The sequence below is a fragment of the Haloarcula nitratireducens genome (genome assembly GCF_019599505.1).
In genome coordinates this window covers 1-12,852 of the sequence record NZ_RKLT01000014.1, presented here as the reverse complement: position 1 = coordinate 12,852, position 12,852 = coordinate 1, and the positions used below count along the sequence as shown (strand labels likewise).

Annotated in this window: 12 protein-coding genes and 2 pseudogenes; 7 read left to right on the top strand and 7 right to left on the bottom strand. The window is 55.8% G+C overall.

The window, feature by feature from the left end:
- The first annotated feature begins 70 nt into the window (after nt 1-70).
- From EGH23_RS19500 to EGH23_RS19480, 5 genes are all read left to right on the top strand, one after another.
- Nucleotides 71-1,072: a hypothetical protein gene (locus EGH23_RS19500; protein ID WP_236044954.1), complete on the top strand. Its 1,002-nt coding sequence runs from the start codon at nt 71-73 to the stop codon at nt 1,070-1,072.
- A 228-nt stretch (nt 1,073-1,300) separates the two neighbouring features.
- Nucleotides 1,301-1,675 (top strand): hypothetical protein, encoded by a 375-nt coding sequence (locus tag EGH23_RS19495; protein WP_220581659.1) that lies wholly within the window; start codon nt 1,301-1,303, stop codon nt 1,673-1,675.
- A 126-nt stretch (nt 1,676-1,801) separates the two neighbouring features.
- Nucleotides 1,802-4,390 (top strand): PD-(D/E)XK nuclease family protein, encoded by a 2,589-nt coding sequence (locus EGH23_RS19490; protein ID WP_220581658.1) that lies wholly within the window; start codon nt 1,802-1,804, stop codon nt 4,388-4,390.
- Entirely contained in the window at nt 4,387-7,233 is a 2,847-nt protein-coding gene (locus tag EGH23_RS19485; protein ID WP_220581657.1) for a UvrD-helicase domain-containing protein, read from the top strand. The genes EGH23_RS19490 and EGH23_RS19485 overlap by 4 nt, the downstream gene beginning before the upstream one ends.
- A 67-nt stretch (nt 7,234-7,300) precedes the next feature.
- The gene (locus EGH23_RS19480) at nt 7,301-7,711 is read left to right on the top strand and encodes an ArsR/SmtB family transcription factor (RefSeq protein ID WP_220581656.1); all 411 of its coding nucleotides are present in this window, start codon (nt 7,301-7,303) and stop codon (nt 7,709-7,711) included.
- On the opposite strand, the gene EGH23_RS19475 is transcribed toward EGH23_RS19480, so the two are convergent.
- From EGH23_RS19475 to EGH23_RS19465, 3 genes and pseudogenes are all read right to left on the bottom strand, one after another.
- Nucleotides 7,694-8,986, bottom strand: a complete 1,293-nt coding sequence (locus EGH23_RS19475) for an RNA-guided endonuclease InsQ/TnpB family protein (protein ID WP_220581655.1) — start codon at nt 8,984-8,986, stop codon at nt 7,694-7,696. The genes EGH23_RS19480 and EGH23_RS19475 overlap by 18 nt on opposite strands.
- Nucleotides 8,987-9,115: 129 nt before the next feature.
- A pseudogene (locus EGH23_RS19470) lies at nt 9,116-9,373 on the bottom strand (ACT domain-containing protein); the annotation flags it as partial.
- A 94-nt stretch (nt 9,374-9,467) separates the two neighbouring features.
- Nucleotides 9,468-9,800 carry a hypothetical protein gene (locus tag EGH23_RS19465; RefSeq protein ID WP_220581653.1) on the bottom strand — a complete coding sequence of 111 codons (333 nt, stop codon included), beginning with the start codon at nt 9,798-9,800 and terminating at the stop codon, nt 9,468-9,470.
- Nucleotides 9,801-9,929: 129 nt separating this feature from the next.
- Here EGH23_RS19465 and EGH23_RS19460 point away from each other — a divergent pair, with 129 nt between their 5' ends.
- A complete protein-coding gene (locus tag EGH23_RS19460) occupies nt 9,930-10,232 on the top strand; it encodes a DUF7967 family protein (protein WP_220581652.1) in 303 nt (100 codons plus the stop codon).
- A 99-nt stretch (nt 10,233-10,331) separates the two neighbouring features.
- Here the strand turns inward: EGH23_RS19460 and EGH23_RS19455 are convergent, their stop codons facing one another.
- From EGH23_RS19455 to EGH23_RS19445, 3 genes are all read right to left on the bottom strand, one after another.
- Complete coding sequence (locus EGH23_RS19455; RefSeq protein WP_220581651.1) at nt 10,332-10,895, bottom strand: OsmC family protein; 564 nt, start codon at nt 10,893-10,895, stop codon at nt 10,332-10,334.
- Nucleotides 10,896-10,996: 101 nt separating this feature from the next.
- Nucleotides 10,997-11,293, bottom strand: a complete 297-nt coding sequence (locus EGH23_RS19450) for a hypothetical protein (RefSeq protein ID WP_220581650.1) — start codon at nt 11,291-11,293, stop codon at nt 10,997-10,999.
- A complete protein-coding gene (locus EGH23_RS19445) occupies nt 11,290-11,484 on the bottom strand; it encodes a hypothetical protein (protein ID WP_220581649.1) in 195 nt (64 codons plus the stop codon). The genes EGH23_RS19450 and EGH23_RS19445 overlap by 4 nt, the downstream gene beginning before the upstream one ends.
- A 114-nt stretch (nt 11,485-11,598) precedes the next feature.
- Here EGH23_RS19445 and EGH23_RS27270 point away from each other — a divergent pair.
- Nucleotides 11,599-11,995: pseudogene (locus tag EGH23_RS27270) on the top strand (thioredoxin).
- Nucleotides 11,996-12,096: 101 nt separating this feature from the next.
- Here the strand turns inward: EGH23_RS27270 and EGH23_RS27515 are convergent.
- On the bottom strand, nt 12,097-12,348 hold the full coding sequence (locus EGH23_RS27515; protein ID WP_483867126.1) for a DUF8028 family protein: 252 nt from the start codon (nt 12,346-12,348) through the stop codon (nt 12,097-12,099).
- Nucleotides 12,349-12,852 lie beyond the last annotated feature (504 nt).

Genomic DNA, 12,852 nt, shown 5'->3' with positions numbered 1-12,852 from the left:
ATGGATTGTCTGAGTGACAATCGCTTGAATGGCCCTACTGTTTTTGGGATGGCCATTTATATTCAGATGCATGCCAAACCCACTCTTTTCGACATACACACAGGGTGAGAACAGAGTCACATCGACTATCGTTGCTGTCCTTGAGCACATCAACAACCAATTAGCGGAAGATATCTTGGAAGCATTAACCGACGAATCAGATCTCTCACTCGTCTCGTTCGATAATCAGGTAGCTGGCACAGACTCAGTCCCAGATGCTGCTATCAGGAGCTCGACTGCCCTCTGGTTTGAGACAAAGACGAGTCGTGATGCCGTCGACAGAGCACAACTCGACAATCATCTACAGGCGCTTAATGAGGATGCAGCAGAACTACAGCGTCTGCTCGTGTTGACTCCTGACGGGCGATGTCCCGATGAGGTCGCAGTAGTCGATGATGAGCGGATCGTGTGGACCAATTTCGATATGCTTATCGATACTATTGAGACGGTGCTTGAGCGAGATGTCGGGACTGTCGAGGCGAGCATGTCCGTCCCCACAGAACGAGAAGCGTTCCTGCTACGCGAGCTCAGCCGCTTTCTCTATGATGAAGACCTCGTGAGTGGCAAAGCAGACCGAGTGTTAGTCGTCGCTGCGCGTAAGGCCTGGCCCGAGTATCAAGAGCATGGACTCTACTTCTGCCAGCCGAATCGATCGTTCAAACCCGTTTCCCATCTTGCCTTTTACACTGACGGTGAAATCAAAACGGCTGTCCCAGAAGTAATGGATGCGATCGAGAGTATCGAACTTACCGAAAACACAGTTCGGAATCACGCAGATCTTTCAGAGACACAGCGAGAGCAACTGCTTGCTGCAGTCACACAATTTCAGGAAGATGGATCAGAGCGGCATGGCGAGACTGAGAAGGTCATCTTCCTCGATGATGATATCGAGATCGACCGCCCAGTTACGAACAATAAGACGGCCAGTGACTCCAACCGGACCGTTGCCTTCGTACAGGGACATCGCTATGTCTCATTCTCGACGCTGCAAACAAACCCAGAGTATACTACCGAATTGGAAGGTGACGAGTAAGTTTACCGCTATGGCAGACAATACTGACCAGACATCTCTTACTCTACGGGCTTTGTTTCAACCTTTAAAACTCGGCAGAACTGGATCGCTGACCAGGAAGATCGACTTCAGCAATCGGCTCCACGAACTACCATTATCGTCACCGACGGCTCTGTACCTCTCACAACCATCTCTGTAGAGCAATAACGGAAAGGCTATCTCGGATTGCGTTATATGTTAACTAACACCATGGATTTCACGTGGCAATCCTTCATCGAACCGGACCCGGAAGCCGAACTCCAAGGCGTCGTCGGGTATCTGCACCCATCGCGATACCGGACAGTACCAAAGGTTCTCTGGCATACTCGGGCGATCGAAACACAGCTTGCAGAGTCGGATGGGCTAGTTGGCTATGCGCTGCGTGCCAAGCTAGCCCAGAAGAAATTTTGGGCAGTTGCTGCCTGGGAGAGTGACGAGTCGCTTCAAAACTTCGTAGAGAGTAATCCACATGCCGAAATCAGAATAACGCTCAAGCGAGAAATGCACGAGAGTTGGTTCCAGAGGTTCGGTGTGAGTGGTGAGGAGGTCCCACTAACTGTTGACGGGGCTCTCGAGCAGGTCTGAGTTGCAGCAGATAGGTCTCAGGCCAACACGCGAGTGGTTCAGCCACAGGTCCTGCAGTATCTCCTTTACTTTCATCAGGATATTACCAGCATTACATTTTTACGCATTACTTACATTCGCCAGGATATGTCTATTACGCGGGCAAAATCTCTTGACACACTGTATACGGACTGCAAGGACTTCGATCTCGTTCTCGTCCCTGATGCCCCATTGGCGAGTGCCTTGAATCGCCACCTCGACAAACCACATTTCGGCCCGTTTGCGATTACTCCACGCCGGCTGGCTGCGCAACGACGGGAAGCAGCCGAGGATCGGCTGGCGTTTCTCGAGGTCATCGAACAGACAGCGCTGAGCTGGAAGGAAGCGTCCTATGTCGTCGGGAATATCCTCCAGTGCTGGGAGTACCAGGGCACTGTCGATGCGATCTTGGAGTACGAGGCGTTCGACACGCCTGCGACTCGCACCGCGGTTGAGTGTATCGCCGACATGGATACGACATCACGTCGCCTCACCGAGTACGAAATCGATGCTGAGCCGTCTGTTGCCGTTGTGGGATACCAGCAGTTTACCGAACTTGAGCGTTCGATTCTACCAGCTGAATACGAGACCATCGATCCATTCACGGACGAGGCATTCGACCACCCACCCTTCCGCATTCTCGACTCGCCAGCCGCGATCGTGGACACGCTGCTCGAGACCGTCACGACGGACAACGCCGATGAGGTCGGGGTTGTGCTTGACGCGTCCAGCAATTACTCTGCACTTGTTGAATCAGCGCTCGAAGCTGCCGACATTCCCTACTATGGTGGACCGGGCTTTACCGACGAGTCAGACCATCGAGCCTTTCTCCAACTGCTTCGGAGTGCTCATGCGGGCGACGAGACGCCGGTGAGTGACGTTAGACCAGTATTGACCCAGCTGGGACTGTCGATCGGCATTGAACACGATGAGAAGCGGCTTGTGGATCTTGACGACCCAGCCGCCGAGTGGCTATTAGAATTCAGGCATGGGATCAGCACTACGACGTTCGATGCAGCCATCGATGCCTATGAGGATATTACGGATAGCCAACTCGACGCGTTCCGCGATGAACTTGCGACCCTCGGAATTCTAGATGACTATGTCACCGAGGCGGCGGTCGACCGCCTCGAATTCTATCTCCGGACCTACGACGTCCCGATGGATCGGGAGAACGATGGAGTCCTACTCGCGGATGCTAAATCGGCCGCTCATGTCGACCGGCCCATTGTCTTCTATCTTGGTGTCGACGAGGACTGGACCCACTCCTCGCCCCGCCGGCCATGGGTCGATAGTGACCAGGAGTTCGAACGAAATATTCGGCAGTTCCAGTTACTGCTGCAGAATGGCGTCGACCAGTATTATCTCGTTCAGGACACTGCTGGCGGAACGCCAGTCACGCCGTGTCTCTATTTCGAGAAGCTGTTCGACGAGTCCTTCGAGCGGTTCAGCGATCTCGAGTCAATTTCGTACTCACGGACATCTCGATCGAGCCAAGATGGGTTCGAGACAGAAGCCATCGATGTCTCGACGGACTCAGTCGAGCTGATCAGCCAATCGAGTCTCAGTAGTTACGTCAACTCGCCTCGCGATTACTTCTATAGTCGTCTAGTTGATGGACCCGACAAAGACCACTTCGTGGAGGGAAATCTCTTCCACGACTTTGCGGAGTTTTACGTAGCACACCCGGACGTCGTTACAGAGGACGAGCTTGATGCAGTTGCGGACGTCATGCTCGAGGAAGTCGAGCCGTTCCTGCGGCGTGTGGATCGAGACGTTCGGCGCACCGAATACCGGCTGGGGCTCCAGACGATCGTCGAGTATCTCGACGAGAACCCACCACAGGGCACGGCATTTCTCACCGCCGACGGTGGCTGGGGAGAGAACTTCTTTGCGGAGTACTATGACCGGCCAGTCGAGACACCACATACTGAGTGCTGGTTCGAGAACGACGAGATTAGCCTCAAGGGCAAGCTCGACCTTGTCCACGGCCCGACCCAGCTCCTCGATTACAAGAGCGGAGCCAAGAAGTCCGCTTACTCGGTGGTCAAAAATTCGGCACTCGACCCGCCAAGTGACACGCCGAATTTTCAGGCACTGCTGTATCTAGCTCACTATCGCACTGAGCAACCCGACGAGGAACTTCAGTTCACGTTCTTCCATTTCTTGGAGACGCTCGACGAGCTCGTGGCTGGCGACGCGTCACTGGATGACTGTCTGACGACGGTTTCGTATTATCCCTGCAGTTACGAGGCGTATATCCAGCGGCCGGCCGTCTTTACGGAGTTACAGGAAGACGCGGCGAACGACTGCAATAAGACCTTCTCGAAGGTAGGCTACGAGACGTATCAGGCTGTGCTCGAGGCCGAAGCGTTCCCAGCGACACGTGATAGCGACGAACTCATTGCTTCCTCATTCGGGCAAGCGCTCATCGAGCGCATGCAGGAGGTGGTCGGCGACTACAAATATGTGAGGAACGGGTGTGAGCAGGCACTACGGCACTTGCTCCGAATCCGTACTCAGAACTACTTCACCGACGATGTGGATGCCTTCGAGGCGTTCGTCGAAGATCGGCTTGCTGAATTGAATGCTCGTCGTGACGGTGACGAACGGTTCCCCGTAGAGGGGGCCGGCGGCGAGCCGAACTATCGGTACGTCGATCACCGGGACTGTCTCTTGGAGGAGGGCTCACGATGACGTCACCGAACGACCAACAACAGCGCCTGATCGACAGTACCGACGGACTGCATGTTGTCGACGCTGGGGCCGGAACTGGAAAGACCTTCACTGTCACGCGCCGGTACGCTGAGATCGTTGGGCAGAACGATGTCGAGCCTGCAGACGTCTTGCTGGTGACGTTTACGAACAACGCCGCGACGGAGATGAAAGAGCGCATCGTCGGCCACTGTGAGTACGGGATGCGTGATCTTTCCGAGGCCCCGATTCAGACGTTCCATAGTCTCTGTCACGACATCCTCATGGAACACGGCTTCGAGGCGCCAACACATTTGGGCATCGACGACCGGATCACCGGGTCGACGCGCATCCTTGAGGATGAAAACGTCGAGCAGGCACAGTTCCGTGAGTTCATTCGGCAGTTCAGCGATGCTCATCCCGAGTACGACGATCTGTTTCGGGCGGTCACAGAGCCCGACGAGCTCCTCGGTTTGCTCAATCAACTCGCCGCGAAGGGCGTGTTTCCGACGACGGAGGGCTGGTATCGAAACGGTGAACAGCATCTGGATGGAGACTTTGCGGCGTTTCAAGACCGATTCGACGAGCTGAATCAACCCCGAAATGGCGGGAGCAAGCAGTCCCGGCTGCGCTCGAAGCTCGGCAGCTACGGGCGAGATAAATGTTACCGGCCGGAGGCGCCGGCGAAGGCTGACCTTCGTGGCGAGCGGGGCACGAAGCAAGTGCCTGCGTCTGTGGCCCAGCAGGTGTTCGACGAAGATCGTGCGGCGTTGCAGCAGTTCGTCCACGACGTCTATTACGAGTATCTCGAGTTCGCGCTCAGTCGGAACTACCTGAACTTCGGCTTCCTCCAGTTGTTCGCGTTCGTGCTGTTGTGTGAGGACCACCAGCTCCGAGAATCGATCGCCTACGAGTACACGATGGTCGACGAGTTCCAAGACTCTAGCGAGATCCAGTTCAAGCTCGCGCTGCTACTCGCCGACACGAACAATGTCTGTGTCGTCGGGGACTGGAAACAGAGCATCTACTCATTTCAGTATGCAGCTGTCGAGAACATTACCGAGTTCGAGGCGCGGCTAGATCGGTTCGTTGCGGAGCTGAACGCAGATCACGAGCGAGTCGCGTGGGAGGCCCAGCCAATCACCGACATCGAACTGATCGAGAACTATCGCTCGACACAGGCGATTCTGGATTTTGCCGAACACAGTCTGGTGACGCCCGCAGCGAGTTCGGACGTGGTCGATGGTGAAGCGGTGCAGGAACGGATGGTGTCGCTTGCCTCGAATGCAGAGTACGAGAACTCTCAGATCGAGGCGTTCAGTCACGAGGACGAACACGAGGCGGTCCTGACGAAACTGCAGGAGATTGTCGGCAACGAGGACTATCAGGTCGAAGCGGACGACGGTGAGTTGCGGTGTCCGGAGTACGGTGATATCGCCGTGCTCACTCGAACGCGTGATTTCGGCCGGGAGCTGCTGGCTACTGCCGAGGACTACGCGGTGCCGATGGCATACGAGGGTGGGATTGAGTTGTTCCGAACCGATCCTGCGAAGTTGTTGTTAGCCTGGTTGCGCATTCTCGAGTCCGACGCGGAGCGTGGGTGGGCAGTCGTCCTTGAGGAAGCTGGCTACACGCTGGACGAAGTACAGCAGTACCTAGAAACCGAGGACTATCCGTCCAACATGCAGACGTTCAAGACAGAACTAGAGGCCTTGGAGACGGTCGGTGCGGTCGCCAAGCGGGTGTGTACTCGGTACGGGTATGATGGAGCGACGGCTGATGTGTTGTTGACGACGATTCAGTCACTACACAGTACGACGACGGTGACACGGGGAGAGCTCATTCGCTTTATCGAACGTGGCATCGAGAGTGGCCAGACCCAAGAGGTCCATGCTAGTGCGGGCGTGAACTCGGTGACGGTCCAGACGATTCACGCCGCGAAGGGCCTCGAACATCCTATCGTTGTGCTCGCGAACATGAACGAGCGCCGTTTCCCGCCCTCCGGTGGAGAGAGTGGAACGATTACCTTCGATGAACCGATCGGGATACGCCAGCGGAACGTCTTCGGCGAGGATCATGGGCATCCCCACATCTACGACAACTGGCGGACCGACGTCCTCCGAACGTGTCTGCCACGTGGGTATGACGAGGAACGGCGGTTGCTCTATGTGGCGATGACGCGTGCGGAGAGTCATCTCGTCTTTACCGCCGGTGAGACGCCGAATACGTTTCTTGAGAAGTTGCCTGTCGAGATCGAGTCGGTGGTGCCTGACGTCGATACGGAGCGCGGTGGTGGAACAACACAGGCGAACCTGCAGATATCGGTGCCAACACCAGACGGTCCAGTCGGTCACTCACCGCATACGTTGATGCGAGACGATGTATTCGAAGCGGGTGAGGGTGGGCGTGGGACGGAGTTTGGCACACAAACACACGAGTTCGCCGAGCAGTATGCGCTTGGGAAAGATGTGGCGCCGTCGAACGACGATGAGCGCAACGTTGCGGCGTTGCTTGATTCACTCGATGGGGAATTGCGGCTGGAGGAAGATATGTATCTGCCAGTGACTGTCGATGGTGAGCAGGTGACAATTTCAGGAATCGTGGATCTCGTACATATTCGGGACGGGATAGTGGAGATTGTTGATTTCAAGACCGATCTCGGGCGGCATGGTGAGGAGGAGTATCGGAAACAGCTCAGTGTGTACTACCACGTGTTAGACGAGTGGTTCGGTGATCGAGCGGTGACGGCGAGTCTATTCTATACTGCCGAAGGTGAGCGGGTTGGGATTGAACCGCTTTCGAGGAGGGAGCTGGCGAGTCTTGCGGGGTCGGTGATGGCAGAATAAATAAGCTACTTTTCTGCGAATGCTGAGTCAGCGACCACTTATGCATTTGCCTGTGTGACTAGCATGTATGGCCGAAACCGAGCGCTCGTCTGCTGATAGAGATGATCTGGCCGGCCTCCTGCCGGAGCAGAGTCTGCTCTCGCTCGAAGCGTATCTGGACATGCAGCGAGCGATCGGGAACGAAACCCGGTTTCGGATTCTCCATTTCCTCACCGAACAGGGAGCACAGAGTGCGAAAGAGCTTGCACAGGAACTCGACCTTCCGTCGAACACGCTGCATTACCATCTTGACACCCTCGTCGACGTGGGACTCGTCGAGAATCGAAAACGGAAGACGCCCGACAGCGACAGTCTTTACTCGTACTATCAAGCCACTGCACTCGGTGAGGGAATCCTCGAACATGGTGTTCGAGAACTGATGCGCGAGGAATGGGACCTCCTTGACGCGTATAGCGACTCGTCAGCTACCCACCCCTAAAGGGGTGGGTTTGTCAGTGGACTCTCGTTCTACCGACACGGGTGTGTCGGACGCCACTTCAGTAGCGCTCACGGTCATGCTCCCTGACTTCAGGGCGTACTGACAGAACACCCCTCCAGCAGGGGACTTCTGCCCCCGCTGGATCTGCAACGCAAGCTTTCGCGCTATGTTTTTCGCGGCGTTGTAATCCGCGTTCGTCGTGTACCTACACTCAAGGCACTCGAAATGCTGGCCGTCGCGGTTCTCCTCCAACGTACACCCGCACTTCGAGCATTGTTGACTCGTGTACTGCGGATTCACTGTGTCCACCACGAGACCGTACTCTTCGGCCTTGTACTCAACAATCGTTTGCAGCGCGTTGAATGCCCACTGTTGGAACTTCTTCTCGTCGCTGAGACGCTCTCGAATCCGTTCCAAGTTCTCGAATGCTATATGCGTACACTCATGGCGACAAGCTTCCGCCACGATTGCTTTCGAACACTGGTGGAGGTAGTCTTCACTCCAGCGTCCGAACTTGGTACCGATACGCTGGAAGGTTAGGTGGGCACTTCGCGTGCCTGTCTGTTGCAGGCTGGCACGCCGCTTTTCAAATTCGCGCCGCTGATGGTTGAGGGAGTCAGCGTTGCCGATGAACCTCCCTGTGCTGGTGACGGCGATGTGGTCATCGATGTTACAGTCCACGCCGAGGACGTTCGAATCCTCGGCTTTCTCAGGACTGGTCACGGCAAGTTCCCGTTCCATCGTCGCGTGCAAGTAGAACTCGTTGCTTTCACTGTCGTAGTGGACGGCACTGGTTGCGAAGGAATAGTCCTCGTTCAGCAAATACTTGCCGTGGGGCGTACCGTCGGGATTCTCGGGTAGGTCGTACTCGCATTCGACCCGACCGTTGACGGTGGCGAGGCTAACCCTGTCACGGTGGTACGTGGCGGCTCGCTTGTCGTAGACGATGCTGAACGTATCGTACTGTGGTTTGCTGGTGTTTTCGCCGTCAGCAAGCCTGTCAACGCAGTTGTCGATGTCGTCGGTGGCGCGTTTGATGGCTTTCTGCACGAGGTTCGCGTGCAAGTAGTCTGTTTCGTCGCGGAGATCGTCGTAGATGGCGGCTTCGGCTTCGCTTTTACTGGTCACGCAGTCCTCGTTAGGATAGCGCCATGCCCAGTCTGCGGTGCGGTTGGCGCAGTATTGGAATTTGGTGTTGGTGGCGTGGAGATCGCTCTTGCGGTCATCGGGTACGTCAAGGCAGACGCGAACTGTTCGAGTCAGCTCCCACGCCATCTGTGTCACAGTAGTGTCTATTATTTATTAATAATTATGAACAGCGTGGGAGAGTAAGCAGTACTGTTTCGGTGGTTTACGGAGTGTGGCTTACGCGCTTCCTCCCACGGCTGAAGCCGTGGGCTTCCGCGCTGTTACCACTGTGACCGCCGCCAGAAAGCCAACGAGCTCGAACGGGAGGTCCATCTCGAAAGTCAGTCGTGTCCACCCCGACTCAATCTCATTGGCATCGACCGTCTCGACGGTATCCTGCTCGACGACCACCGTGGTTTCTGTCTCGTCTTGGATGGTCGCAAATGCACAGGGATGAGTGTGATCGGTCCGGCAGACTGCATATGTGTCCGAGACGCTGACTGTCCCGTTCTGGAGAAAATCTCTCGGATCCATATGGAGGAGGACTATACAACAGTGTAAAAAGGTGTGTCACGAGCAACACATTCGTTCGGCGGTACCTGAGCTACATAGAATACGGCTACGTGAGCTACTGTTCAATCCGCCGAACACGATGTGGCGGATAGCTGACCGTGGCGCTCTCATCAGTCTCATCCCGACACCGTACCCAGCCACTCCCATCGATATTTATCAAATCGTACTCCTCGCTGGAGACCGAGCCATCGTCAGGGTCAACGAGATACACGGTCCCTGCCTGCCCGGATTTCGAGTTGACCCAGGAATCAAGCGATGTCTCGACAGACGGCGGCCCACCGGTGGTTTGACTCACTGGCAGTCCGGCATCGTAGGCGAGCACGGCTGTCAGCTCGTCCAGCTGGTCTTGAATCGTCGCTAGCTCGTCAGAATCATCAGTGGACGCCATAGTAGTGCTACTATCATCCGGACGCGTAGCTCTTTCTGTAGCTGAGCTGGTGCGGATATCGGGGGTTTCGATTCCCATCTGCTGAGAATCGGCTGTCGGTTATTGGCTGTTGAGCGCGTACAGTCAGGTATGGCCGACACAGAATTACAGCCGGAGGCGGAGACCGAACGGGTCTGGATGGTCGAACGGACATTCTCGGCGGACTCGCCACACATCCTCGTCGTCGTCTACGCGACGCCAGACGGTCAACGCTATCTTCGCAAGGAACGAGCGTTCAACCGCTTTGGGAGTCAACCCGGTCCAACGGTTACGGCCGCAATCGACGTCGACGAGGAACAGCTGGCTTCCGTCGACGACACGTCGCTCCGGGAGCGATACGCAGCGGAGGCCGAACGGATGCGCGACCGTCACGAGCCGGATGATGCGGTGTGATAGCTAAGTATCTGTTCGACGGACTACGACTTGTGAACGACAGTGATAGCTCTCTCTATGGGTAGCTCGTGGAATCGACAGCTCACAAAAAACAACGGGTTATTCCGCAACGAGACGGGTTTCGAGCGGAACCTCGTTCATGATCACGTCCATTAGTGGCGAGGTTGCTTCGACGCGCTCGCAGAGTTCCGCGAGTTCTTCCTCGCTTGCATCGGCGGTTACGTAGGCCGTGCAGGTGAGCGATTCGTAGCCGGGACGAACGTCCTCGGAGATGCCGAGGAACCCGCGGAGATCGACGTCACCGCTCATCTCGAAGCGGAGCTCCTCGAGCTCGATGCCCATGTGTGCAGCGTTGGCTGCGTAGCCGACGCTCAGACAGGACCCGAGTGCACCGAGGAGTAGCTCGACGGCGTTTGGCCCGGTGCGCTCGCCGAGAATCTGTTCGGGTTCGTCGCCCTGTAGCGTGAATGCTTGCGTGTGGATTGTCTCGCCTGCTTGGTCGAACTCGTCGATCGTCGTCACGGACTTGAGCGCGTCCTGCCACGCTGTTTCGGCCCGGAAAGTGAATCGTCCGACCTCGGGGTCGTCACTAATTGCTTCGACCGCGCCCTCGAGCGCGGAGACGTCGACGCCGTTGACTACTGTTGGTTCGGTGGTTGCCATTTCGGTTCACCGCTACTAGCGATGACTGCTGAGCACATAATCACATATCAGCATCTACTGTCTTGTTTCGTGCCAATATCTACGAGATAATCGACGTATAGTCATTCAGCTTGCTTGCCGTGCTTGGCGACAGCCTCGGCGTCGACGATGGCGGGATCGCCCGAGAGGGGCTCATCAGGGTGTGCGAGAAGGGGATTTGCGGACTCCGCGGCGCTCGCATCGTAAACTACCCCGTCGTCAACCGCCCGCTCAATTGCGTCTTCGAGCGTCTCGACTTCCCAGTTGAGCTTCCCATAGAGCTGCGATTTGCTTACCGGGTAAGACTCTCGCTGAAGGCGCTGGACGGTATTCGTGAGTCTCTCAACGAACGCATCGTTGATCTTGTCCTCGCTAGTCATGCTATCTCACCGGTCTTCTCTTCATTCCCTTGAGCCGCCGCTAGCTGCTGTTGGCGCATCGTTAGGGTTCTGAAGGATCCCCTTCGGTGGATCTTGTCCTCGCCACAGTGGTCGACAGCGGGTGCGGAGGCCGGCGGTCGAGCACCGGCGTACTTCTCCATGATAACGCCATTCATCTCTCGTTCGGGCATATCTGTCGGTCCACTTCCCCTTGCAGATACATCTCCTGATTTCAACTATGAAACCCGTTTCGCCGGAGTTCGGGGCCAAGAGGTTCAAGCCACTCGTGACCATACTTCTGTGATATGAGCGAGGAGTGGACACTTAAGACGTTGGAGCCGAACCCAGTATAGGTTGGAAGACGCCTACGATGACACCGTAGACGCCCTTCGCAAGCGCAGAGACGAGTTGGAGTACCATGTCTGAGGTGGGGACTGGTGTACAGACTGCCGGGCGCAGCTTCCCGACTTCGGAGTCGCACTAGAGGCAGCCGACATCCCTGAAGAGCGGGTCCATCAGTACCCTGTCAGAAGAGAAGACGACGGGTCGAAACTCTGGCCGAAGGTCGAAGCCTACAAGATTGAGTTGATTCTGACCGTCATTGCCGAACGCGACGAGGAGGAAGTCGCTCGCTTCGTCGAAGAAGACCCGATCCCTATCGCAGTTCACCTCGTAGACCAATTCGAAGAATCGGAAGCGTAAGTCCGAGCGTCCAAGTCTTCGTCTCCTCGCTTTGTTCGGTGCGACCCGTCCACTGAGTAGCTAGTGGCTGTCGGGGTCGGCATGAACCGAGAAGTCGGCAGTTACGGATGGAATACTTGGACCGAGAGTATCGTTAGCAGATGTATTCCAAGTAACCCGACGAAGAGTACTGCCTCTTGGGGAGTGTTAAGCCCAACAATAAGTAGCGGAATGTAAATCACCGGCAAGAAGATCGAGGCCCAGAAAAGAAGGGCCAACAAAGCTGCTTTCAGGGTCTGCAGTATCGTGGCCAGATTCTGCAGTGAGTGGTTGGTCAAAACGCTGTCTTCCTGAAAATCTATTGGCCCCCTCACACCGCGATAAATATAATGATAGATAGTTAGTAATACGGTCAATACTGTGCCTTGACGGAGGTCTTCCGCGATCTACGATACCGGTCTTCAAAGACAGCGATAGTTAGCTACACGGACCGGTATGAGGGGTGAATAGAGAGCGTCGTGCTATCCCCGAGAACTGTGGCAGAAATATCGCCCTCATTCGGATTTAGCACGGCCCTACCAATCATGCTATCTGGTACCAAGTCTTATCCGATGTGGGCCCCTCTTTGTAGGGAATATGGGCACTCTCGAAAAAATGCCAACAAGAGACGGTCTGTGCGACGATTGTGGGGCGGCATGCAAAGTCCGCGTTTGGCCAGATGGGGTGCTCCGTGCAGTCGGCAATGGTGGTAAATGTGTATGTGGCAGTCTCTCGTTTCACTGATTTGGTCGAGCCGTCTTCCATTTACCTCGACTGTAGTACTCGGACACGAACTATAGCATGCGGATCTTTACCGCACAGAAAGGCGTAGTGGCGAC

Coding starts and splice junctions, on each gene's coding strand:
- EGH23_RS19500 (WP_236044954.1), top strand. CDS start 71: ATGCCAAACCCACTCTTTTCGACATACACACAGGGTGAGAACAGAGTC.
- EGH23_RS19460 (WP_220581652.1), top strand. CDS start 9,930: ATGGCCGACACAGAATTACAGCCGGAGGCGGAGACCGAACGGGTCTGG.
- EGH23_RS19485 (WP_220581657.1), top strand. CDS start 4,387: ATGACGTCACCGAACGACCAACAACAGCGCCTGATCGACAGTACCGAC.
- EGH23_RS19450 (WP_220581650.1), bottom strand. CDS start 11,293: ATGACTAGCGAGGACAAGATCAACGATGCGTTCGTTGAGAGACTCACG.
- EGH23_RS19490 (WP_220581658.1), top strand. CDS start 1,802: ATGTCTATTACGCGGGCAAAATCTCTTGACACACTGTATACGGACTGC.
- EGH23_RS19475 (WP_220581655.1), bottom strand. CDS start 8,986: ATGGCGTGGGAGCTGACTCGAACAGTTCGCGTCTGCCTTGACGTACCC.
- EGH23_RS19480 (WP_220581656.1), top strand. CDS start 7,301: ATGGCCGAAACCGAGCGCTCGTCTGCTGATAGAGATGATCTGGCCGGC.
- EGH23_RS19495 (WP_220581659.1), top strand. CDS start 1,301: ATGGATTTCACGTGGCAATCCTTCATCGAACCGGACCCGGAAGCCGAA.
- EGH23_RS19455 (WP_220581651.1), bottom strand. CDS start 10,895: ATGGCAACCACCGAACCAACAGTAGTCAACGGCGTCGACGTCTCCGCG.
- EGH23_RS19465 (WP_220581653.1), bottom strand. CDS start 9,800: ATGGCGTCCACTGATGATTCTGACGAGCTAGCGACGATTCAAGACCAG.
- EGH23_RS19445 (WP_220581649.1), bottom strand. CDS start 11,484: ATGCCCGAACGAGAGATGAATGGCGTTATCATGGAGAAGTACGCCGGT.